This is a genomic window from Pseudoalteromonas sp. C12FD-1, assembly GCF_037414265.1.
Lineage (GTDB): Bacteria > Pseudomonadota > Gammaproteobacteria > Enterobacterales > Alteromonadaceae > Pseudoalteromonas.
Genome location: NZ_JBBEVD010000037.1, coordinates 261,240 through 283,138, shown reverse-complemented (window position 1 = coordinate 283,138; position 21,899 = coordinate 261,240). Strand labels below are relative to the sequence as shown.

23 protein-coding genes are annotated in these 21,899 nt (G+C 40.7%); 14 read left to right on the top strand and 9 right to left on the bottom strand.

All coding sequences use genetic code 11. The features are described from left to right. Nucleotides 1-233: 233 nt before the first annotated feature. Genes puuE through xdhA form a run of 8 tightly spaced genes read right to left on the bottom strand, consistent with a single transcriptional unit; the run spans nt 234 to nt 9,297 of the window. Nucleotides 234-1,172 (bottom strand): allantoinase PuuE, encoded by a 939-nt coding sequence (gene puuE, locus WDB87_RS03735; RefSeq protein WP_337849088.1) that lies wholly within the window; start codon nt 1,170-1,172, stop codon nt 234-236. A gap of 1 nt (nt 1,173) precedes the next feature. Beyond that, nucleotides 1,174-2,385 (bottom strand): urate hydroxylase PuuD, encoded by a 1,212-nt coding sequence (locus tag WDB87_RS03730; protein ID WP_337849087.1) that lies wholly within the window; start codon nt 2,383-2,385, stop codon nt 1,174-1,176. A 4-nt stretch (nt 2,386-2,389) separates the two neighbouring features. After that, the gene (gene guaD, locus WDB87_RS03725) at nt 2,390-3,754 is read right to left on the bottom strand and encodes a guanine deaminase (RefSeq protein WP_337849086.1); all 1,365 of its coding nucleotides are present in this window, start codon (nt 3,752-3,754) and stop codon (nt 2,390-2,392) included. A gap of 2 nt (nt 3,755-3,756) precedes the next feature. Continuing rightward, nucleotides 3,757-4,095, bottom strand: a complete 339-nt coding sequence (gene uraH, locus WDB87_RS03720) for a hydroxyisourate hydrolase (RefSeq protein ID WP_337849085.1) — start codon at nt 4,093-4,095, stop codon at nt 3,757-3,759. Next, nucleotides 4,092-4,592: a 2-oxo-4-hydroxy-4-carboxy-5-ureidoimidazoline decarboxylase gene (gene uraD / locus WDB87_RS03715; protein WP_337849084.1), complete on the bottom strand. Its 501-nt coding sequence runs from the start codon at nt 4,590-4,592 to the stop codon at nt 4,092-4,094. Before uraD ends, uraH begins: the two co-directional genes overlap by 4 nt. Next, the gene (xdhC, locus tag WDB87_RS03710; RefSeq protein WP_337849083.1) at nt 4,589-5,479 is read right to left on the bottom strand and encodes a xanthine dehydrogenase accessory protein XdhC; all 891 of its coding nucleotides are present in this window, start codon (nt 5,477-5,479) and stop codon (nt 4,589-4,591) included. The genes uraD and xdhC overlap by 4 nt, the downstream gene beginning before the upstream one ends. A 1-nt stretch (nt 5,480) precedes the next feature. After that, nucleotides 5,481-7,811 carry a xanthine dehydrogenase molybdopterin binding subunit gene (xdhB, locus tag WDB87_RS03705; RefSeq protein ID WP_337849082.1) on the bottom strand — a complete coding sequence of 777 codons (2,331 nt, stop codon included), beginning with the start codon at nt 7,809-7,811 and terminating at the stop codon, nt 5,481-5,483. After that, nucleotides 7,798-9,297: a xanthine dehydrogenase small subunit gene (gene xdhA, locus WDB87_RS03700; RefSeq protein ID WP_337849081.1), complete on the bottom strand. Its 1,500-nt coding sequence runs from the start codon at nt 9,295-9,297 to the stop codon at nt 7,798-7,800. Before xdhA ends, xdhB begins: the two co-directional genes overlap by 14 nt. Nucleotides 9,298-9,705: 408 nt before the next feature. On the opposite strand from xdhA, the gene WDB87_RS03695 reads away from it, so the two are divergent. From WDB87_RS03695 to WDB87_RS03685, 3 genes are all read left to right on the top strand, one after another. Continuing rightward, nucleotides 9,706-11,130: a uracil-xanthine permease family protein gene (locus WDB87_RS03695; protein WP_337849080.1), complete on the top strand. Its 1,425-nt coding sequence runs from the start codon at nt 9,706-9,708 to the stop codon at nt 11,128-11,130. Between the two features lie 29 nt (nt 11,131-11,159). After that, nucleotides 11,160-11,894, top strand: coding sequence for a DUF5020 family protein (locus WDB87_RS03690; RefSeq protein ID WP_286248899.1), 735 nt, complete (start codon nt 11,160-11,162; stop codon nt 11,892-11,894). Between the two features lie 202 nt (nt 11,895-12,096). Continuing rightward, nucleotides 12,097-12,489 carry a DUF4019 domain-containing protein gene (locus WDB87_RS03685; RefSeq protein ID WP_337849079.1) on the top strand — a complete coding sequence of 131 codons (393 nt, stop codon included), beginning with the start codon at nt 12,097-12,099 and terminating at the stop codon, nt 12,487-12,489. Here WDB87_RS03685 and WDB87_RS03680 read toward each other — a convergent pair whose 3' ends face one another. Further along, on the bottom strand, nt 12,490-13,389 hold the full coding sequence (locus WDB87_RS03680; protein WP_286248903.1) for a LysR family transcriptional regulator: 900 nt from the start codon (nt 13,387-13,389) through the stop codon (nt 12,490-12,492). A gap of 217 nt (nt 13,390-13,606) precedes the next feature. Between WDB87_RS03680 and WDB87_RS03675 the strand changes: the two genes are divergently transcribed. The 11 genes from WDB87_RS03675 to WDB87_RS03625 all read left to right on the top strand — a co-directional run bounded on the left by WDB87_RS03675 (nt 13,607) and on the right by WDB87_RS03625 (nt 21,724). Beyond that, nucleotides 13,607-14,761: an iron-containing alcohol dehydrogenase gene (locus WDB87_RS03675; RefSeq protein ID WP_055015708.1), complete on the top strand. Its 1,155-nt coding sequence runs from the start codon at nt 13,607-13,609 to the stop codon at nt 14,759-14,761. Nucleotides 14,762-14,939: 178 nt separating this feature from the next. After that, on the top strand, nt 14,940-15,533 hold the full coding sequence (locus WDB87_RS03670) for an RDD family protein (protein ID WP_286248908.1): 594 nt from the start codon (nt 14,940-14,942) through the stop codon (nt 15,531-15,533). Between the two features lie 42 nt (nt 15,534-15,575). Next, on the top strand, nt 15,576-16,040 hold the full coding sequence (locus tag WDB87_RS03665; protein ID WP_055018918.1) for a hypothetical protein: 465 nt from the start codon (nt 15,576-15,578) through the stop codon (nt 16,038-16,040). 110 nt (nt 16,041-16,150) lie between these two features. Beyond that, entirely contained in the window at nt 16,151-16,555 is a 405-nt protein-coding gene (locus WDB87_RS03660) for a hypothetical protein (protein WP_337849078.1), read from the top strand. Nucleotides 16,556-16,603: 48 nt separating this feature from the next. Then, the gene (locus WDB87_RS03655; RefSeq protein WP_337849077.1) at nt 16,604-16,927 is read left to right on the top strand and encodes a hypothetical protein; all 324 of its coding nucleotides are present in this window, start codon (nt 16,604-16,606) and stop codon (nt 16,925-16,927) included. 2 nt (nt 16,928-16,929) lie between these two features. Continuing rightward, nucleotides 16,930-17,325 carry a hypothetical protein gene (locus tag WDB87_RS03650; RefSeq protein ID WP_337849076.1) on the top strand — a complete coding sequence of 132 codons (396 nt, stop codon included), beginning with the start codon at nt 16,930-16,932 and terminating at the stop codon, nt 17,323-17,325. A 196-nt stretch (nt 17,326-17,521) separates the two neighbouring features. Next, nucleotides 17,522-18,154 carry a trimeric intracellular cation channel family protein gene (locus WDB87_RS03645; RefSeq protein WP_337849075.1) on the top strand — a complete coding sequence of 211 codons (633 nt, stop codon included), beginning with the start codon at nt 17,522-17,524 and terminating at the stop codon, nt 18,152-18,154. A 123-nt stretch (nt 18,155-18,277) separates the two neighbouring features. Next, nucleotides 18,278-19,117, top strand: a complete 840-nt coding sequence (locus WDB87_RS03640) for a DUF417 family protein (protein WP_337849074.1) — start codon at nt 18,278-18,280, stop codon at nt 19,115-19,117. A gap of 15 nt (nt 19,118-19,132) precedes the next feature. Continuing rightward, nucleotides 19,133-19,384 carry a Rho-binding antiterminator gene (locus tag WDB87_RS03635; protein ID WP_337849073.1) on the top strand — a complete coding sequence of 84 codons (252 nt, stop codon included), beginning with the start codon at nt 19,133-19,135 and terminating at the stop codon, nt 19,382-19,384. Between the two features lie 356 nt (nt 19,385-19,740). Further along, a complete protein-coding gene (locus WDB87_RS03630; RefSeq protein ID WP_337849072.1) occupies nt 19,741-20,994 on the top strand; it encodes a DUF3644 domain-containing protein in 1,254 nt (417 codons plus the stop codon). A gap of 505 nt (nt 20,995-21,499) precedes the next feature. Further along, nucleotides 21,500-21,724: a hypothetical protein gene (locus WDB87_RS03625; protein WP_337849071.1), complete on the top strand. Its 225-nt coding sequence runs from the start codon at nt 21,500-21,502 to the stop codon at nt 21,722-21,724. Nucleotides 21,725-21,899 lie beyond the last annotated feature (175 nt).

The following is a 21,899-nucleotide window of genomic DNA, read 5'->3' as shown; positions in this document are numbered from 1 at the left end:
TTGAATCGCTGTTACCTTGGAACATTAAACAAGCTGGGTGTCGTTAGCTAGACGCTTACGTTTGAACGGCTCACATCTAGGCTTTTTTATACCAAACCGCATAATTAAGTGATCTATTTTGAGGATGGATAAACGTGTTGATAGCAAGGCAAAAAATTCGCTATTTAGTTGTTCTAAATGAGAATTTTTTAACGCAGATAGCGACACGTTTAGCCCCTGAAAATGATTAAGTATTATTGCGGATTGGTATTATACGGATGGGTTTTAAGCCAGTGCTCGGCGATTTGTTCGCGCGTGGCAAACCATACTTGTTCATGCGATTTAGCATATTCAAAAAAACGTGCGAGGGCTTTAATGCGCCCTGGGCGGCCAATTAAGCGACAATGCAAACCAATCGACATCATTTTTGGGGCGTTTTCACCTTGTGGATCGCCTTCTTCATACAGCGTATCAAAGGCATCTTTTAAATAATTATAAAACTGATCGCCGGCATTAAAGCCTTGCACTGCAGCAAAGCGCATGTCGTTTACATCAAGGGTGTAGGGCACTATTAGCTGTGGCTTACCTTCTTTAATACTGTAAAAGGGTAAGTCGTCGCTGTAATCGTCGGCATCATATAAAAACGAGCCATTTTCTACCACAAGGGCAGCTGTGTTAGGGCTTGTGCGCCCGGTGTACCAGCCTGTGGGCTTTTTACCGGTAAGCGCTTGAATGATCTCGATGGCTTTTTGCATGTGCTCGCGCTCGGTTTGCTTATCTATATGTTGATAATTTATCCAGCGCAGGCCATGGCTTGCAATTTCATGCCCTGCATCAACAAAAGCTTTAGCTACATCAGGGTGGCGCTCAAGGGCCATTGCCACAGCAAAAATGGTGACCGGTATATCGTATTTTTTAAAGAGTTTAAGTAAACGCCACACACCCGCTCGCGAGCCATATTCGTAAATAGACTCCATGCTTATATGGCGGTCTTCTACATGGGGAGCACTGACTATTTCAGATAAAAACGTTTCAGCCGCTGCATCGCCATGTAATACAGAGTTTTCTCCGCCTTCTTCGTAATTTAATACCACTTGCACAGCAATGCGGGCATTATTGGGCCAATTTGCATGGGGCACTTGTGAGCCATAACCAATTAAATCGCGCGGGTAGTGTTTAAATTGCTCGCTCATGTTATTGCTCCTTTTTAAGTGTTGTGAGCCAAGAGCCTAGCATTTCGCGCTCTGCATCAGTCATTTTGGTCATATTTGCCAATGGCATGTCTTTGGTTATAACCGCGCGAGTATGAATAAGTGCACTGGCTTTTTTTACATCAGCAAGTGAGTCGAGTTTAAAGCCAAGCGGTGCTGTTTGAAAAAGCTTTGATGTAGGTGTTTCACTGTGGCACTGTGTACAGTGCTTATTAATTATATCCCACGCTTGCGTATCGCTTATACTTGCTTGTAACGGTGCGTTTTCGCCTGCATGGGTTGTACTGCTAGGCCATGGTGCTATGGCTAGCATTAACGCAAAAAACGCGGCAATACCGCTTATTAGTACTGAAGGCTTATTAACACCTTGGTGTTTTAAATTAAAAAAGTGGCGTATCCACATACCAATAATAAAAAAGCCAATAAGCACTAACCAACCAAACTCATGGCTATAGGTATACGAAAAGTGATTACTTAGCATAATAAAAATAACCGGCAGGGTGGCGTAGTTATTATGTACCGAGCATTGCTTTGCTTTTAAACCCGGCGCTGAATCAGGAATTCGCCCTGCTTCTACTTCGCTTACCATGTAACGCTGCGCAGGCATAATAATGTGATATACATTACCGGCCATACATGTACCAATTAATGCACCAACATGAATATATACCGCGCGGTCACTAAATAGCTGATCAACCCCATACGTCCATAACGCTAAAAAGCCAACGCTGAGCGCAATAAAGGCTTTGCCGTTTTCAACAAGTGGGCTTTTACACAGTAAACGATAAACCCCATAGCCCAAGCCTATGAAACCAAGTGATGCACCAATAGCGGCAAATTTACTTAGCTCACTTTTACTGGCATCGAGTAAATACACATCTGCGCCTACATAATATAAAAGCGAAAATAACAGCACGCCGCTGATCCAAGTGGTGTAGGCTTCCCACTTAAACCAGTGTAGGGTTGAGGGCATTTGCTCTGGGCCATTTTGGTATTTAGCCACTTCGTAAAAGCCACCACCATGAATTGCCCATAAATCGCCTCTTATGCCTTTATCTTGTTTCCATTGTGGCGGCGTTTGTAAGTTGTTATCAAGCCATACAAAATAAAATGAGGCGCCTATCCACGCAATACCCGCGACCACGTGAAAGTATCTAAACACCAAATGAGCAAGCTCAAATAAATAGTTTTCCATCGGGTTATGCCTCTTCTAATTGTGGTGTGTGGGTTGTTGAAAACTGCTCTTTTGCATCGCGCTTATACACGCTTTTACCCATGATGTAGGTTTGTTCAATACAGCGGTCATCACCTAGCATCATTATGGCAAAAAGTTGCTCATGCAGGGTTTTGGCATGGCCAATTCTGAACTTTAAAAACGAGGTGGCCGCGTAGTCCATTACAATAAAATCGGCCTCGCAGCCTATATTAAAGTTACCTATGGTGCCTTCTAAATCAAGCGCCCGTGCACCGCCTAGGGTGGTTAAATAAAAACCTTTAAATGCGGAGAACTTTTGACCTTGTAACTGCTGAATTTTGTACGCTTCGTTACCTGTTTGCAGCATAGAAAAACTTGTTCCTGCGCCTACATCGGTGCCCATGCCTACATTTATTCCGTGTTCTTCACATCTCTTTAAATTTAAAAGGCCCGAGCCTAAAAATAAGTTAGAGGTAGGGCAGTGAGATATAGCCGCGTTGTTATCACCAAGGCAGCAAAGCTCACGTTCCGATAAATGAATGCTATGGGCAAATACCGAGCGTTTACGCACCATTTTAGCTTGCTCGTAAACGCCAAGGTAATCTTCGGCTTCTGGGAATAACCCTTTTACCCATTCGCACTCGTCCTTGTTTTCAGATAAGTGCGTATGCAGGTAGGTGTCGGGGTATTCTTCTAATAATTGAGTACATTTTTGTAGTTGCTCAGGGGTAGAGGTAGGCGCAAAACGTGGTGTTACCGCATAGCTTAATCTATCAACATTGTGCCATTTTTCTATCAGTGCTTTTGATTGATCGTAACTGGTTTGCGCACAATCTGATAAATCATCTGGGCAGTTTCTGTCCATCATTACCTTACCGGCAATCATGCGTAAATTACGTTTTTGAGATTCGTTAAAAAACGCATCCACCGATTGCGGATGCACAGTGCCAAATACCAATGCAGTGGTGGTGCCGTTTCTAAGTAGTTCGTCTAAAAAACGATTCGATATGTCTTTTGAATAATGCTCACAGGTAAACTTTTTTTCGGTTGGGAAGGCATATTCGGTAAGCCAGCTTAAAAGCTGCTCGCCATACGCGCCGACCATTTCGGTTTGCGGCAAGTGTATGTGCGTGTCTATCATGCCGGGCATAACCAATTTGCCATCGTGGCGAATAATAGTGGCTGATTTATCAATGCTTGGCAGTATGTCTTGCTCGTAACCAAGGTTTACCACTTTGCCGTTTTGAATAACTAACACGCCTTTTTCAAAATAGCGATGGGCGTTGTCGCCGGCTATGGCTGGGTCGTCAACAAAATCGAGTATGTTGGCACAAATTACGGTTATTTTATTATTATTTTGCGTGCTCATTGTTAGCTGCCTCTGTACGTTGAGTAGCCAAATGGGCTAAGCAATAACGGAATATGATGGTGTTTTTTATCTTGTAATCTAAAGGTTATTTGCGCTTCTGGGTAAAACGCTGGGGTAGGTTGGTTTTCATAGTAACTATCTAAATCAAATACCAACTTATAGGTTGCAAATTCTACGTCTGTATTTAGCCAGTCGGTAATACGCCCGTCGCTATTTGTTTTACCTTGGGCAATTAATTCCCACTCGTTATTAGTGTGTATAAACAATTGTACAGCTACATTTGCTGCAGGTTTGCCTGTGCTGGTATCGAGAATATGGGTAGTGATAGGGCTTTTATTCATAGCAATGACTCCAATCTTATTTTTGTTATTTTAGCTTGTTCGCCCGCGGCTATATTAAGCTCTGTGCTACGGGTGTTGTGTATACGCTGCTCAATAAGTTCAAGCATTTGCTCAGCACTTTTGCCGCTGGCACACACAATAAATATAAAGCCAAATTTACTGAGGTATTCTTTATTTAGTGCAATCATTTTTTTAAGGGTTTGCTCGTTTGCTTTGCTCATTCCTGATTGTTCGTGGCCCGCTTTTTGCGCTGTAGCGGCGTACTTTTTACTTAATGTTGATAAATCACCTATTTGAGGGTGGCCTTCAAAAGCGGCTAAATAATCGCTCTCGCCTAGGCTATCCCATACGCTTTGTGCACTCTTAAATAAGTGCTCTTTATTTTCAAATGGCATGATATTTAGCATACCGCTTACCCAATTAGGGGCGGCGCAGCAGTGTTCTAAGGCTTGATGCGCTTGCGCTTCATTTAGGTTATTAATTTTTAAGCTACTCATGCGTTTTCTTCCTCTTGCGCGGTGCTAATTAGGGCATTTTTAAGTGCACGCCATTGCACACCTTGGCGTTTGGGCGCATGGGTTTGCATAGCCTGGTAAAGGCCAATTAATTGCCCGCTAATTGAAATAGCCACTTCCATAGGGAGCTTGCCCGTTACATTTTCAAGCCCAACAGGGCAGGTCATTTGCTTTATTTGCTCGGTGGTAAAATCGCGATGGGCTAAGCGCTGTTTAAAGCGTTTTGCTTTAGTATCTGAGCCAATAACGCCCAGCCAATTAGCATCAGCGCGTTTAATAATGGCTTGTGTGAGTGCAAAATCGAGCTGGTGGTTATGGGTGAGTATTAAGTAATTATTAGCTTTGGGCGCGCGTTTAACTTGCTCTGTTGGCTCTTCATCAACCACTTTTATTACGTTATTTGGAATGTTCTGTGGGAATACATCGGCGCGGCTATCTATCCAACGTATACGCATAGGCAGTTGTGCTAATATACCAATAAGCGCCTGTGCTACATGGCCTGCGCCGTATATGTCGAGGGTAAAGCGCTCGCATTGCATGCACTCAAGCATCACGGTGGCAGCTCCCCCGCAGCATTGGCCTAAATTTGCGCCTAGGTTAAATTGCTCTATTACTTGCGCGGCCTCGCCTTTGGCAAGAAGCTCGCGGGCTTTTTCTATTACTGCGTACTCAAGGTGGCCACCGCCTAGGGTGTCGTAAATATGCTCGCCACTTATTACCATTTTAGAGCCTGTGCCCCGTGGGGTTGAGCCATTGGTGCCTAGCACAGTGGCAATAACATAGTTAGTGCCGCTTTGTTCGTGCTCGTTTATAGCTTGCGCCCAATTTTGAGTATGAAAACCCTGAAACGACTCATTTAAATTAGCCATATTACTGCTCCTTATACCAGCTAGCGGTTTGCTCAATTGCATTTAATACACGCTCAGGTGTCGCAGGTGTATCGAGTGGGGCGGTGTACTTGTAATCGGCCACACTGCTTATGGCATTACGAATAGCACTCCACACACTAAAGGCCAGCATAAACGGCGGCTCGCCAACCGCTTTTGATCTAAATACGGTGGTTTCTGGATTGGCCGAGTTATATAAATTGACGTTAAATTCGGCAGGAGTATCGCCAATAGCCGGAATTTTATAGTTAGCGGGGCCAAAGCTTGCAAGCTGGCCTTTATCATTCCATTGTAAGTCTTCGGTGGTAAGCCAGCCCATCCCTTGCACAAAAGCCCCTTCAATTTGCCCTATATCAAGTGCCGGGTTAATTGAGCTGCCTACATCGTGCAGTATATCAACACGCGTTACGGTGTTTTCGCCTGTCAGCGTATCTACTTCTACTTCACTGAGTGCTACGCCATGCGCGTAGTAAAAAAATGGCCGGCCTTCGCCTTTCGCTCTATCGTAATGAATTTTAGGCGTGGCGTAATAACCCGTTGATGAAAGCGATATACGATTCATATAAGCAAGATTTGCAAGTTCGCTAAAGCTAATTTCGCCTTTGCTAAAGGTAATGAGGTTATCTTTAAATACAACAGTGTTGCTGTCTACTTCAAAGTGCTCACTTATAAATTTTATTAAACGCTCCTTTATGGTGTTTACAGCATTTAGCGCTGCCATGCCGTTTAGGTCAGTCCCGCTTGATGCAGCAGTTGGCGAGGTGTTTGGTACTTTATCGGTACGGGTTGCGCTTATACTTACTGCGTCAAAATCAACGCCAAAGCCATGGGCGACTATTTGCGCTATTTTTGTATTAAGCCCTTGGCCCATTTCGGTGCCGCCATGGTTTAAATGTATCGAGCCATCACTATATACATGCACTAATGCACCCGCTTGGTTTAAGTGCTGTACGGTAAACGATATACCGTATTTAACCGGCGTCATTGCAAGGCCTTTTTTGATAATAGGGGATGATGCGTTAAAGGCTTTAATAGCCTCTTTTCGCGCCCAGTAATCACCCGACTCCTCAAGCTGGGCAATCATATCTTTTAAAATATGCTGCTCTACTGTTTGATGATACGGCGTGGTGTCGCGGCCTTTTTTGTATAAATTAAGTTTTCGGATCTCAAGCGGATCTTTACCTAATTTAGCGGCAATATCGTCCATTATTAGCTCGCCCATGATCATACCTTGCGGGCCACCAAATCCTCTAAATGCGGTGTGGCTTACGGTATTAACTTTACAGCGATTACCCTTAATGGTGGCAGCTGGGTAGTAATACGCGTTATCAGCATGAAACATCGCACGGTCTACAATGGCATCAGACAAATCAGGCGAGTAGCCACAAAACCCATTTACGGTTACATCAGCGCCTTCAATTAGGCCATTTTCGTCAAACCCTACATGGTATTGATTATAAAACGGGTGGCGTTTACCGGTAAGTTTAAAGTCGTCGCTGCGCGCTAGGCGCATTTTAACGGCGCAGCCAAGGTAGTAAACCGCAAGCGCTGCAAGGCAAGCCCACGGTGCGCCTTGGGTTTCTTTACCGCCAAAAGCACCGCCCATGCGGCGGGTTTCTACGTTTACAAAGCTAAATGGCTTGTTTAAAATTTTGGCAACTAAGTGCTGCACCTCCGTTGGGTGCTGCGTAGAGCATTGCACATGAATTCCACCATCGTTATCGGGCTGACCAAGTGCTATTTGTCCCTCAAGGTAAAAGTGTTCTTGCCCGCCTATGTGTATTTCGCCTTTAAGCTGGTGAGCTGCATTATTTATGGCTTGCTCGCTATTACCACGCTGTAGTGAATGTGGCGGCCTTACCCAATGCTCTTTTTTTATGGCTTCTTTAATATCAAGTATGGGGGTGGTTTGCTCGCACTCTATAACCACTAAGCGAGCAGCGCGGCGCGCGATTTCATAGCTGTCGGCAACGACTACCAGCACAGGTTGCCCGTGGTATTGAATTTCGTGATTGGTCAGTAGTACATCACCTGGAAATACTGGGCCAATATCAAGCTTACCGGGTACATCATCGGCCGATAAAATACGTTTAACACCTGCCACTTCAAGCGCTTTACTTGTATCAATTGATTTAATAAAGCCGCTGGTAATAGGCGCAAGCACAGGGTAGGCGTGTAAACAGCCATGAGGCTCTGGGTTATCGTCGGCGTAGTTTGCATTGCCACATACTTGTTTTATTGCGCTTTCGTGGTACTTAGATTGGCCAACGCTTCCGCCTTGGGCTTTTAGTTTACCCATTTCAAAGTGACGCATGTGAGATCCTCGTAATGGCAATGTTGTTATTTTTATTGGTACTAGGCTGTGCACCGCAAAACTCAATACCAATGCGTTGTAGCAAGTTTTTGCTTACCGTAGTGCGATAATGTGCGCTGCTGCGTACATCGCTCATGGGGGCAAAGTCATCATTTATAGCATTAGCCGCATCTATAAACGTGCTTACTTGTAAGGGCTGTGCGTTAAGGTTTTGCTCTATGTGCGCAGCGCGTTTGGGTATGGCAGCCATGCCGCCCATGGCGCAACGGGCATTGCAAATTGCGCCTAGTGTTTGTTCAATAGCCAGTACTAAACACACGGTAGATATATCATCTTCAAAGCGTTTTGAAATTTTATGGCACGCAAGCTTTAACGAGTCTGGGCGTTTTGGCACTGTAATTTTGCTAATTACTTCATCGCTTTTAATTACTGTTTTTTTGTAATCAACAAAGTAGTCGGCCACGTTTATAGTACGTGTGCCTGATGCGCTTAATAAATCTAGAGTGGCATTAAGTGCAATTAACAATGGGGCTGGATCGCCAATTGGAGAGGCATTTCCGATGCTGCCACCTAAGGTGCCACTGTTACGTACTTGGTTAGAGCCAAGGCGTTCAAACAGTTCTTTAGACTCAGGGTAGTAAGTGTAAAACGCTTCAATAAATTGGCTGTAAGGGAGTGCTGCACCAATATGTAGCTCGCCGTTGTTATCGCTTATTGTGCACAGCTCTTTAGCTTGGCTTAGGGATATTATTACATCGGGTAATAGCATATTTTGGCTAAGCTCAATGGCAAAGTCGGTGCCACCAGCAACCAAGTGTGCATGGGGGTAAAGCGCTTTAAGCTCAACAAGTTGCGCTGCACTTTGCGGTAAATAAAACGTACGAGGGCCATTTTTTAAAAATGGAATGTCATCACCTATATTTAGTGATGCCTTAAATTGTGCCGCCATGGCTGAGTAAGGCTCCTTTTTACGCTCGTAGCTGTAGGCTTTTTCTACCGCTAGTAAAATAGGGCTGTAGCCAGTACAACGGCATAAGTTACCACCTAAAGCATGAATAGCGGCTTTTTTACCTGGGTAACTCGAGTTATTAATATAAAGCGCCAACATGCTCATTATTATACCTGGGGTACAAAAACCACACTGTGAACCATGGCACTCTACCAATGCGCGTTGTACTGGGTGTAAGTCATCAAGGGTTGGGTAAAGCCCCGCTGTTACAGCTTCTACGGTTACAATGTGTTTTGCGTGTGCATTGCCTAATAAAAGCAGACAGCTGTTCATGGTTTGGTAGTGCCAAACTGGGTTACCGTTTGAGTTTGTTTTTTCTTCGCCGACTAAAATTGTGCACGCGCCGCAATCGCCTGTAGCACACCCTTCTTTGGTGCCCACTTTCCCTTTTTTGGTGCGTAGCCAGTCCAAAATGGTGAGACTTGGCGAACATTCTTGTACTTCTATTGGCGTGTCATTTAATAAAAACTGAATCACACAGACCCCCTTAACTTTTTTAAAGCCCTGATCTTTAAAGGCTTGGCGTATATTTTTTCTTGTTGTTTTGGTGCTGCTAAGAAAAAAACTTTTTCATCTTGGTAAGTTTATTGCAGATACCATGCCATTGTTGACCGCTCGGTCAGTAATTTAATTAAAGCACAGTTTTGCTTAACAAGTACACAAAAGAGTGAGGGCTAAAAAGCTATTTACCCTTTTATATAAAGTAAAAGTTGTTAGCTAAATAGCTTTTTATAGAAGTTTATTTTTAACATTTTAAATAGGCGCCATAAAAATATTTGCACAATAAACTTGACCATTAGGACAGTTTGTTGGCTTTAGATATAAAGCAATAGTTTTGATTTTTGGTTGCAGCAATATTAACTATACAAACTAAAGGAGAGCACTATGTTAGAGCCGATAAAGCAATCAAACGATGCAATGTGTGAGGCAAGGACAGAAAAAGCGGTTAATACGTGCGAAGACATTTTATACACAGTAGATGATAAGCCAGGCCTAGTAGAATCACTTTTTGCTGCATTGCAGCATGTACTAGCAAGCTTTGTAAGCATTATTACGCCTACGCTTATTATTGGTGGTGTACTGGGGCTTGCAAGCGAAATACCGTATTTGATTAGTATGGCGTTGTTTGTATCGGGGGTTGGTACGTTTATACAAGCGCGCCGTGTTGGGCCTGTAGGTTGTGGACTTATATGCGTACAAGGCACCAGTTTTGCTTTTTTAGGCACTATTTTAGCCACTGGCTTTTCCGTAAAAGCCAGTGGAGGCAGTAACGATGATGTACTCGCTACTATATTTGCGGTGTGCTTTTTAGCGGCCTTTGTAGAAATATTTATTAGTTTTTTTATAGAAAAACTAGGCAAAGTCATTAAACCTGTTGTTACCGGTGTGGTGATCACCACCATTGGGGTTTACCTCATTAAAGTAGGTATGACCGACATAGGCGGTGGCCAGTGGTTATTGACTAATATGCCTGAAAAGTTTGCATCGCCAAGTAACTTAATTGTTGGATTTTCGGTGGTGGCATTAGTGGTGTTACTTAACGCCAGCAAAAACCAGTGGGTAAGGCTTACCGCTGTGGTTGTAGCCATGATAGTAGGCTGGATACTTGCGGTTATTTTAGGCATTGCCAAGTTTGAGGTGGGCGAGTTTGATTTAATTGCCATGCCAATACCATTCAAATACGGCTTTAATATTGATTTTGGTGCCATGATTGCCTTTGGCTTTTTATACCTTATTACAGCCATAGAATCGACCGGCGATATTACCGCTAATTGTGCGGTGTCTAAATTACCCGTTAAGGGGGCAAACTATTTAGCCCGAATACGCGCAGGTGTACTAGGTGATGGCGTTAACTCAATGATTGCAGCCGCATTTAATACCTTTCCTAATACTACTTTTAGTCAAAATAACGGGGTTATTCAGTTAACAGGTGTGGCAAGTAGGTACATTGGCCTATGGATTGGCGCAATACTGATTGTTTTAGGGTTGTTTCCGGTGGTGGGGGCGGTGCTACAAAACATACCCAAACCCGTACTTGGCGGTGCAACACTTGTAATGTTTGGCACCGTGGCAGCCGCAGGGGTAAAAATTCTTGCAAGTGAAAAAATAAACCGCCGTAGCTTACTTATTATTGCCGTGAGTTTAGGTATGGGGCTAGGCGTTAGTTTTGTACCAGAGCTATTTATAAATGCACCTAAATTAGTAACCGCTATATTTGGTAGTGCTGTGACTGTGTCGGGTTTAACTGCAATTGTTATGACCCTGATATTACCTGAAAATTATTCAGCAAGTACGGAACATGTTAACTAAACTAATAAAATAATTATCAAGGAATCAACATGAAAATCAAAAAAATCAAAAAGTTAGTTTTAGTAACCGCAATTGCTGTTTGTTCAACTGGGGTGTCGGCAAAAGAGCTTTGGTCAGATTTTAGTATCACTGCGATGACCGGAGATGACTATTTAAATCCGTTCACCGAGGAAAAAGATAACAGAAGTGTAGTAACCATTGAGCATGCATCGGGCCATACCTGGGGAAGCACGTTCTTTTTTATGGATAGATTAAGTAACCCCGATGAAGTGTACGGAGAGCTAAACATAAACCCAACGCTTTACAAACCACAAGACGGCTTTGTTAAAGCGGTGTTTTTAGGGCTACAAACAGAATACGGCTCAGGTGATACCGATCAAAATAACTATTTATTAGGTGGTGGCGTATCGTTAGATGTACCTGGTTTTCAATACTTTAACGTGGCTTATTACCGCCGTTTTCAGGACGATATTGGTATAGAGCGTGAAGATAACAACCAAATAACCGTAACGTGGGGCTATAACAACGGCAACTTTAGATATGATGGCTTTTTAGACATTACAGACAGCACCAATACGATGTTTGGTAAAAGTGAAAGCGGCTTTAACTTTACCTCGCAGCTAAAATACAACGTTGCCCCAATGCTTGGCTTAGACACAGGGCGCTTAGATGTAGGCATTGAGTACGTATATTGGAAAAATAAGTTTGGTGTAGATGGTCAAACAGAGCACAACCCAAACCTAATGGTTAAATGGCACTTTTAACCTATTAAGTGTTAAGAATACAAAAGCATAAGCTGCAGTTAACCGCAGCTTTTAAGTTACTGGCATTAATATAGGGCCTATTAGCGTTTAATTTTGTTTTACAGTACAAATGTTTTTTACTTTAGGGGTTAACCATTTTACTAATGTGTTGTAATTTAAAGTTGCAATATTTACTTTTAATGCCAGATTAAAAGGATAAATGATGAAACCCCTCATTTTAATTTTATGCTTGTTTATAAGCGGCTCTGTGTGGGCCAAAACCACTAAAAATATGCCCGTAGCAATAAACTGGTTACAGTTAATTGATGCGGGTAAATATACAAAAAGTTGGCAACAAGCCGATGCGCTATTTAAATCGCAACTAAGTAAAGCTAACTGGAAAAGTGCATTAAGCACAGTGCGTGCACCGCTAGGTAAAGTGGCTACGCGAGAACAAATAAGCGCTAATGAATACACATCTTTACCTGGTGCCCCGCAAGGAAAATACCTTATAGTACAATTTAAAACGCAATTTTCAGCAAGGCTTGCGGTCGAAACCCTTACATTAAGTAAAAGCAGTGGCCAATGGCGTGCGGTTGGCTATTTTATTAAATAGCTATTTTGCGTATTTATTAATATTAGAAAAAGCCATAAGCACATCACGTGCATAGTTAAGCCTAGGGTGAGCTAAAGCGCCTTTACGCCACGCCAAATATAAATTGTTTTCAGGGCCTTGAGGGCCAAGCTTAATTAACCTTCCTGATTGAATATCGTCGTGACATAAATAATCTGGCAGCACGGTATAACCAACGCCTGTTCTAACAATACCAGCTAAGGCGCGTATATCGGGGCAGCGTGCAATTATTTTTGACGTACAGCTTTGCTTAAATACGGTATCAAAATACTGGCGTATAAGCGGTAATTGACTGTCGTAACTGACCACTGGCAGCGTATTTAACAGTGCTGGCGTAATGGTTTGCCCCTTTAAGCTTTGTGCTAATAAACGGTGTGCCACCAGTACTAACTCTTCGCTGTCGAGCACTTCAAAGTCGTAAATTTTGTTATCGGGCAAGGAGGCCGTAATAGCCATATCGGCAACACCGGTGTCGAGCGCTGAATAAATTTGCTCACGATTGCCAGGCAGTACTACTACATCAACATTACCTGCTTGTAATAAGTTAGCCAATTGTGCAGAAGCCACATAGCTTATGTATTCAGCAGGCCCTGCTAGTGTAATTGTACCGCTCACATCGCTTGAACGGGTGCGTACAGAGGCGACCTTTTGCTCTATAGCATCAAGATGATTTGCCACTTGGCCTGCTAAATCGTGGGCGGCATTACTTGGTTCTACGCCTCGGTGACGCCGCTCAAACAAAGACTTACCTACCACCGACTCCATAGTTTGTATATGTGCGGTGGCTGCAGGTTGTGATAACCCTAAGTTTTTAGCTGCTCGAGAAATATTTCTACAACGGTAAACTTCAACAAAGGTGCGTAGTTGAACAAAGTAAGACATAAATGTTTGGTATCAGAAATCCGATAGGTAAAGCAAGATTAACTGAATTCTACTTATTGTAAAGAGCGCGTACACTTGCCGCTCATTCAAAGATTAAACGTTATCGTATTTATTTTATAAATTTGGCAATTAATAACTTGTAAGTTAAAGATTGACTCCCATTTTATAAAGCAATGAGCACAAGGGGCTAAGCCCCGTAACCAAGTAGAGTACAAATATGTTAAATTTTGCATTTAAAAACCGCACCGAGATTTTATTCGGCAAAGATCAAATTAACGAGATCGCAAGCCGCGTACCTAGCGAAGGCAAGGTCATGTTTTTATACGGTGGTGGTTCTATCAAAAAGAACGGCGTATATGACGATGTAGTAAATGCACTTAAAGGTGTAGATTTTGTTGAGTTTTCGGGAGTTGAGCCAAACCCAACATACGAAACACTTTCTAAGGCAGTTGAACTTGTAAAAGAGCAAAACGTTAGCTTTATATTAGCTGTTGGCGGCGGTAGTGTTATCGACGGCGCTAAATACGTAGCGGCAGCAGCAAAATACGAAGGCGATGGCTGGGACATTTTAGTAAATGGCGCAGAAGTAAAAAGCGCACTGCCTATTGGTGCGGTATTAACGCTACCGGCAACAGGCTCAGAAAGTAACGGTAACTCTGTTGTTACCCGTAAAGAAACCCAGCAAAAACGTGCCTTTGGTACACCAATAGTGCAACCTCAGTTTGCAGTGTTAGACCCACAGTACACATTCTCGCTTCCTACTCGCCAAATTTCTAATGGTGTAGTTGATGCGTTTGTACACGTTATTGAGCAATACCTAACGTACCCAGTAAATGCCCCACTGCAAGACCGTTTTGCAGAAGGCATTTTATCAACGCTAATTGAGCAAGGCCCTAAAGCCCTAGAAAACCCAGAAGATTACGATGTTCGTGCAAACGTAATGTGGTCGGCAACGATGGCGTTAAATGGTTTAATTGGCCAAGGTGTTCCACAAGATTGGTCTACGCATATGATAGGCCATGAGCTAACAGCGCTTTATAACTTAGACCACGCTGTAACGCTTGCTATTGTATTACCGCCATTGATGTTTGTTCAGCAAGAGCAAAAACGCGCTAAAATTATTCAATTAGGTGAGCGTGTATTTGGCCTAAATATGGAAGACAAAAACGAGCTGATTGATGCAACCATTAAACATACTCAAGACTTTTTTGAGCAAATGGGCATTAAAACAAAACTTGGCGATTACGACCTAGGTGAAGAAGCCGTTGAAGCAGTTGGCAATAACCTTGAGCGTAACGGCATGACAGCCCTTGGCGAACATGGCGATATTGACGTTGCTAAAGCGAAGAAAATTTTAAGCCTAGCGCTTTAATTTAATACTAAAACAAAAAATGGCGCTTTTTAGCGTCATTTTTTTTGCTTAAAAAGTTAAAAGTTAAAAGTTAAAAGTTAAAAGTTAAAAGCTACGCCAGTCTTTAATTTAAGATATTGAATAAATTACTAAAGCTATGCTACTTTGAGATAAATTACGTAAAGGAATCCCCCCAAGCATGGACACCCCAATAGACTTTTCTACCTACACATTAGATGAACTTTATTCTAGCGCAAAAGTCATTGATCGAGAACGTTTTCCTGAGCGCGCAAAAGAAATAGACGAGCTTATAAAAACCCGAGAAGCGCAAGAGCCCGCACAAAATAGTGACCTAAAAATAGCGGGGGAAAAAGCATCACGCGGGGACAGGCTTGTTGCTGCTATTATTGACGGCCTAATAGGTATAGCGGTTTTTATACCTGTAATAATGTATATCGGTTTTGAAAGTTTAAGCCAACCAAATCTGAGTTTAACGGCATTTTTATGGGGCTTCGGTGTGTTTTCTATATTAGTACTTCATGGTTACCTTATGTATCACCGCGGACAAACTATTGGTAAATACTGTATGTCTATTCGTATAGAAAACCTAGACGGCACACAAGCAAGTTTTACAACTATTTACTTTAAACGCATGTTACCTATGCAGCTGCTATCACTAGTCCCTTCGGTAGGTCAGTTTATTGCTGGATTTGTAAACCCTGCATTTATATTAGGAAAAGATAAACGCTGTTTACACGATCATATAGCGGGAACAAAAGTGAGTAATATTTAGTAGTAGCAATATTTATGTAGGGATAACGTTAAAAAGGGATTTATGAAAAAACTTACAAGGTACAAAAAAACACCCAGCGCAAAACTACTTTGGACGCTTGGTTTCAACACATTTATCGCAGTTATAGTTTTATTTTGGGTAGAGGTATTTATTGAACAGCCTTTGCTGCATCAATTTTTATACCTCTTTGCGTTTGTATTATTGAGGTTTTTTTCACAGTGGTATTGCGCAAACACAGAACAGGCTCATGCAATTGAAATTGTAAATGGCGAGTTTGAACTACTCGGCATAAATATAAAGGTGTCTGAGCTAGAAGAAGTGCTTTATTGCCAAACTAAGCGTTTTGAGCATATTTTACGATTTAAGTTTAAAAACGCGACATACCAAGATATTGAAATAACCGCTCCAGATTTAATTGACGACCTACGTTTTTACTATTTTATGGTTGATAACGGCCTACCAGTAAAAATGACAGATGATAGTGGCCGTTTTTTTGACGAAGATTAACAGCGCAGCAAGGAGCAGTGGTGAGCAAACTGGTTTTAATATTTTTGATGCTAGTAAGTGTCATCTTTAGTGGGTATTTATATGCAAGCTCATTTGAAGGATGTTATTCAATGACGGATAAAATAACGAGCGCGACCCCTATGCTCAACGACGATGGAAGCGAAAGTAATGAGCGTTTTAAATTAAAAACGAGCTATGTAAATGTATTTAAAAAAGAAAATAAATACTTTGCAGAAGGCCTTATCTGGGGCTACAACTTTCATATTTGCACTATCACAGCGCCGCTTGAAGGAACTACAGAACCATTACCTTTAGTACTAAAGGATAAAAAACTGGTGTTTGAAGAACAAGAGCCCGAATACGATATTAACTGTAAGTTTGAACTAGAATTTAATGAAAATGGCTTGAATCTTAAAGATGAAAACCATCACTGCTCTAACTACATGTTTTACTGCGGGGCCCATGCAAGTGTTCATGACGTTCAGCTAACTAAAACCAACAAAGGCTGCAATTAACTAGGCTAGTTATTATTTAACTTACAATTCTGCCAACAGGGACTTACTATGCGCGGCTTTTTATTATTTATAGGTTACTCATCTTATATTGGCAGTGTGGGTGATGGCTTGCTTGGTATGTATGCACTATGGGTTTTAATCAGTAATAATTTAGCACTTTTGAGCTTATCGCTTAATGACTTTTTAGCGCAGTATGTTGAGTTTATATATTGGGTGAAGCAGGTTGCGTTTTATGTAATGCCACAAGGCTTTGCCAATTGGTTATTTGGTATTCCTGCTGCTATTTACTTTCCCGTGCGGATATTAATGAGCCTAGTAATTGGTTGGTGGGCGGTTAAAAAGGCAAAACAGTTAAAAGTTGAAAGATACTAAAAGTGGTTACACATAAAAAATTCGACATACTCTTTCTCGACGGTGCAGCAGGGCTACTTGCAGGTTTAACGTTGTTTAGTTTTCAAGGATGGTTTCACGAAGTTTATTCTTTACCTATGTATGCCCTCCAAATTATTACAGCAGCTAATATGCTTTATGGTGCGCTGGCATTATTGTTGGCTGATAAAAGAAAAAGAAGCTTTTTGATCATTAAAATATTAGCTTTAGCTAACACATTTTGGGCATTGATTTGCATTTTTTTCATTTTTATATACCTAGATTCTGCAAGTTGGAAGGGTATAAGCCTATTAATTTTAGAGGCTCTTTTTGTCGGTTATTTAGCTTATTATGAATGGGTTAATCGCAATAGCTTAATTTACAGCCCTACTTATAAATAATATGTAAAAACTACTCACTTTTAAAATAATTACTTTTATGAATATTTTATTTCATTCAATCTCAGTCACAGCTGCATTAAGTGATTTCTAGCATACTGTTTTTAAATAGTATTTTTTAATCCTCTTTTTGCTCTTACTAATTATTTTTGGCATATAAGTTGATGCACTCATTTATAAATTTTTAAAAGGACTGCACATGACCGCTGAATATTTTATGGTGTTGGGGCTGCTTGGGGTGGCATTTTTTTCGGTTGCCGGAGCATTGCTCGGCTACGAAAAAAGCATAAGTGGCTTTGGTGTAGTGGTGGTAGCAACTGTTACCGCTTTAGGTGGCGGCACGCTAAGAGACATACTTTTAGATAAACCTATATTTTGGATAGCTACGCCCGAGTATTTATACTCAACATACGCCGCTATTATTGCCACAATATTATTTGTTCGTTACTTACCTCATGTAAATAATTATTACTTTTTATTAGTAGATGCCATAGGTATGGCGTTATTTAATATTATTGGGATAGAAAAAGCCTTAATAAACGGCACCGGTATGGTAATAGCCATAACAATGGGGATCACCACAGGGATTTTTGGCGGCCTAATACGAGACGTAATTTGCCGCGAAGTACCCTCAGTTATGCGAAACGAACCTTATGCCTCAGCCTGTTTAGCTGGTGGCTTAGTTTATGCTGCGCTATTTACTATAGAGGTAGATTATATATGGTGTATTTTAGGCTCACTTTTTACCACTGTATTTTTAAGATTAGGATCGCTTCATTGGGGTTGGCACATAACTATTTTCAGGAAAAAAGATTTTAAAAATCAAAAATAACTAACCATACAGCTGCGAATACTATTAATGGCTTCGCGAACAATGGGTATTAGTTAACTTGAGTGAATTGTTTTTTCGGCTTGTAAGGTCTTTATTAGCCATCACAGATTTAATGAGCACACAATGAACTTAACACACACAAATAACGCACTCACCTTTATACTAACACTTAGCTTTGCATTACTTGGTGTATCGTTTGCTTTAGGTGCAAACCCAAATACACTCATAACTACCTTTAGCTTTTATGAACTTGATACCTTACTCAGTGTAAATGCATTAGGTTTACTCACAGGCAGCGCTATGATTGCGTTGGCAGCCACCACCTTTGCTGCGCACTTAAAATTAATAAAGCCGATGCCTGCACTTATACTCGCGTTAGTTGTTAGCATAGTGCCTTTACTTACCTTATTTGCCAGTAACCGCTGGATGGCACAGTTAGGCGGCTTTCCAGTAATTGGCAGTGGGCAAGGCATTATTAAATACTTTGCTATCATCCCTTTGTATTTATTTTTGTTTTATAAAAATAAGCTAACAGACAAACAACACGTACTTTTAAACTTTATACCGGTTGCTATGGTGTTACTGTGGATTGGCGGCATGAAATTTTATGAGTTTGAAGCCAAAGCCATTGTAGGCCTAGTAGAAACCTCACCGTTTATGTCGTGGTTATACACGGTATTTAGCGTACAAGGCGCATCAAACGTAATAGGTGGGTTTGATGTATTATTTGCAGTGCTTCTTGGCACAGGCATTTTACTTAACAATAAAAAGCTTATTATTGTGAGTGGTTTAGCGTGTTTAAGTGTATTTTTAATGACCCAAACATTTTTAATTACCGCAAACGGTGCGTTTAGCTCAAGCACGTTATTAGAGCGTTTAGGGCAATTTGTAATTAAAGATTTATGGTATGTAGGCAACTTAATTGTTATTGCCACTTTAATGCTATTTAAACCAGCTAAATAAAATAAAGAGAACTTTATGATCAGTTGCAACCATTACGATTACATCGAAATTGCCTGTATGCACCATTTAAGCGTTGAGCTTATTTTAAAAAATGGCGATGCTCTATGTGGCGTAGCAACTGATACAAAACGCAATGCACTCAAACAAGAGTGCATTGCCATTAATGTTAGTGGCGAGCTAAAGCTTATTGTGCTCACTACAATCAGCGTACTTAAAGCGCGTGAGAGTAATCCATACTTTGACCACGTGGACTTTGATGTTAAGTAAATACCTTCTTACCTATTCGTTTTATCATAAATACCTCAGCGGGCCTGTATCATCAATATGTTAAGGCTCGCTTATCTGATCAATGCTTTAGCTCATACCTGCTAAATACATAAAGGCAAAACTTACCTTTAGAATGAATTGTTCACATAAACAGCTATTTGACTTTGTCCAATAACATTATTGAAAGACGTTTTGGTGCAAAGTAACAAAGGCTTTTTCACTGCATGCCTAATTGCTTGTTTACATTGCAGTTATTTAGTGGAATTATTGATCGATGTAATATGCGCCGTTTTGGGATGTTATAAACCCCCAAAGTGGTGTTCAATAAGTTGTTAAATGGCACATGGAATCGCGCAATGAGTAGATACGATAAAGTTGATTTAGCTTACGATTTTTTAGTAACAAAAGAAAAAGAAACAGAAGCATTTACCATTGCACAGTTAGCTGAGGCTACAGGTTGGAGTACAGGCACATGTAGTACATATCCTTCTAAACGCTGGCATCAATATGTCGTAAAAGATGGAACTCAATATTCTAGCTCTGGTATTTCATATCTTAGTAAAGAAGAGTTTCGGAGTGTACATAGCCAAAAACTTCAAAAAACTACCGACCTATCGACAAAAGGAATCTTGGTTCATAAAGCGAAAGAATTCGCTTTACTAGCTGTTTCCACTTACAACAACCCTTATACAGAATTTAAGACTTATGGTTTTATTGTAAATATAGTTATTGCTTATACATCACTATTTCACGCAATCTTTGAAAAGCGAGGTACTGAATATTTCTACCTAGACAACGATGGAAATCCAATACTGATCGACGGTGAAGAGAAAGCCTGGGAGCTTGGTGAGTGTAGTGATGCTTACTGGCAAGGTGAGTCAAATGCAGAAAAAGCCAATATTAAATTTCTTATTGGCTTAAGGAACAAGATTGAACATAGAAGCTTACCTGCCATTGATTTAGCTGTTTGTGGAGAATGCCAATCGGCATTAAGCAATTTTGAAACTCTACTTGTCGAAGAGTTTGGCGATGACCATGCTTTGACTGCAAGTTTAGCTATTGCGATGCAATTAACCAGAATCAGTGAGCAAGCTCAACTTGATTCATTAAAGCAGCTGCAAAAAGAAAACTACAAAGTAGTTCGTGAATACATGGAAACATACAGAAATGACCTAAACGATGACATTGTCCAAAGCCAAAAATATAGGATTAGGGCTTTCTTGGTTCCCAAGTTAGGCAATCATGCCAAATCAACTGATATTGCTGTAGAGTTTCTAAATGTAAACAACCTGAGCGAAGAAGAAGTCGCAAATTATGAGCAAGGCGTTGCCTTTATTAAAGGGATTGAAAACCCTTTTAAATTGAAGCCCTCGAAAGTTGTCGAATTAGTTGCTAAGAAAAGTAAGGGCTTCAATATGACCTTGCATACGAAATGTTGGAAGTTTTATGCAGCTAGGCCTCGAGAAGTTGATGCGACTTTTAAAGGTGAATACTCTAGTTATATAGAAGGCTTTGACCACTATTTATATTCAATGAAGTGGGTTGATTTTTTAATTAAAGAGTTAAAAAACAGACAAAAAATAGCTACAGTAAAAGCACAAGCTATTTAACTATTGCTAAAAGGGTTAGAGCAGTGAAATAGACTTAACTTGGATAACTGCTCTTTTTTGAAAGCAGTTTTTCTGAGGGGGCATTAGGACAGCTCTCATTCTAATTGTTAATTTATAATGGAAACGACACGGCTTTATTGAGCCTGCTTACTTTTAAATAGAATACAGAAGATTAAAGTAAGGACGTGAATAAATTTCCTTTCCGGGTGAACGAAAGTAAATGCTTTTTTACGCTGCGGTAACTGTATTGTTTTGTTCATAATATTGAAACCCGCAAAACAGGATGTACTAAGAAGGTAAAGCTATTTCACCCTAAAAATCCATTTAACCCCCGTGTTTTTTCAAAAAAAGGCAATTAAAACAACACCAAGTGCTTCTTTATATGCTGCTTGAAAGCACAGTAATAGATTGAACCTGAGTAAGAACTCAGCTATTGTTTATTTATCAATAAAAACAAAAATGAGTCATTCTACAGGCTTGTTATTTTTGAACATCGAGGATATTAATGGAAATTGAATATATTTTGGGGGTTTTAGCGGTTACTGCAGTTTTATTTATATTAATATTTGGTAACTCAATACCTAGGCATGGCAGTGTAACCGAAAATGATATTATTGTTGCTTTAAAATCAGGTCACAAAGTAAGAGCAATAAAATATTATAGAGCTGTTCATGGTGTAAGTTTGAAAGTAGCTAAAGATGCCATTGAAGAATTAACTTCAAAAATATAACAACATTCTCTGAAGCGAGGGCCAAGTAAAAATTAGCTATTAATTGAAATTTTAAAGCGATGAGCCTCTTCGTTTTCTAACATCTAAATACAACCTCTATCAATTTGAATACTAGGGTTCTAATAATAAATTGCGCTATCCCCACTTATTTTCACTTCAGCGATATCATCAAAAT

Excerpts from the sequence above, each read along its gene's own strand:
- WDB87_RS03680 (WP_286248903.1), bottom strand. The coding sequence starts at position 13,389 with ATGTCTTACTTTGTTCAACTACGCACCTTTGTTGAAGTTTACCGTTGT.
- WDB87_RS03660 (WP_337849078.1), top strand. The coding sequence starts at position 16,151 with ATGACGGATAAAATAACGAGCGCGACCCCTATGCTCAACGACGATGGA.
- WDB87_RS03690 (WP_286248899.1), top strand. The coding sequence starts at position 11,160 with ATGAAAATCAAAAAAATCAAAAAGTTAGTTTTAGTAACCGCAATTGCT.
- WDB87_RS03630 (WP_337849072.1), top strand. The coding sequence starts at position 19,741 with ATGAGTAGATACGATAAAGTTGATTTAGCTTACGATTTTTTAGTAACA.
- WDB87_RS03695 (WP_337849080.1), top strand. The coding sequence starts at position 9,706 with ATGTTAGAGCCGATAAAGCAATCAAACGATGCAATGTGTGAGGCAAGG.
- WDB87_RS03730 (WP_337849087.1), bottom strand. The coding sequence starts at position 2,385 with ATGGAAAACTATTTATTTGAGCTTGCTCATTTGGTGTTTAGATACTTT.
- WDB87_RS03685 (WP_337849079.1), top strand. The coding sequence starts at position 12,097 with ATGAAACCCCTCATTTTAATTTTATGCTTGTTTATAAGCGGCTCTGTG.
- WDB87_RS03670 (WP_286248908.1), top strand. The coding sequence starts at position 14,940 with ATGGACACCCCAATAGACTTTTCTACCTACACATTAGATGAACTTTAT.
- uraD (WP_337849084.1), bottom strand. The coding sequence starts at position 4,592 with ATGAGTAGCTTAAAAATTAATAACCTAAATGAAGCGCAAGCGCATCAA.
- uraH (WP_337849085.1), bottom strand. The coding sequence starts at position 4,095 with ATGAATAAAAGCCCTATCACTACCCATATTCTCGATACCAGCACAGGC.
- WDB87_RS03665 (WP_055018918.1), top strand. The coding sequence starts at position 15,576 with ATGAAAAAACTTACAAGGTACAAAAAAACACCCAGCGCAAAACTACTT.
- WDB87_RS03635 (WP_337849073.1), top strand. The coding sequence starts at position 19,133 with ATGATCAGTTGCAACCATTACGATTACATCGAAATTGCCTGTATGCAC.
- guaD (WP_337849086.1), bottom strand. The coding sequence starts at position 3,754 with ATGAGCACGCAAAATAATAATAAAATAACCGTAATTTGTGCCAACATA.
- WDB87_RS03645 (WP_337849075.1), top strand. The coding sequence starts at position 17,522 with ATGACCGCTGAATATTTTATGGTGTTGGGGCTGCTTGGGGTGGCATTT.
- WDB87_RS03655 (WP_337849077.1), top strand. The coding sequence starts at position 16,604 with ATGCGCGGCTTTTTATTATTTATAGGTTACTCATCTTATATTGGCAGT.
- xdhC (WP_337849083.1), bottom strand. The coding sequence starts at position 5,479 with ATGGCTAATTTAAATGAGTCGTTTCAGGGTTTTCATACTCAAAATTGG.
- WDB87_RS03640 (WP_337849074.1), top strand. The coding sequence starts at position 18,278 with ATGAACTTAACACACACAAATAACGCACTCACCTTTATACTAACACTT.
- puuE (WP_337849088.1), bottom strand. The coding sequence starts at position 1,172 with ATGAGCGAGCAATTTAAACACTACCCGCGCGATTTAATTGGTTATGGC.
- WDB87_RS03675 (WP_055015708.1), top strand. The coding sequence starts at position 13,607 with ATGTTAAATTTTGCATTTAAAAACCGCACCGAGATTTTATTCGGCAAA.
- xdhB (WP_337849082.1), bottom strand. The coding sequence starts at position 7,811 with ATGCGTCACTTTGAAATGGGTAAACTAAAAGCCCAAGGCGGAAGCGTT.
- WDB87_RS03625 (WP_337849071.1), top strand. The coding sequence starts at position 21,500 with ATGGAAATTGAATATATTTTGGGGGTTTTAGCGGTTACTGCAGTTTTA.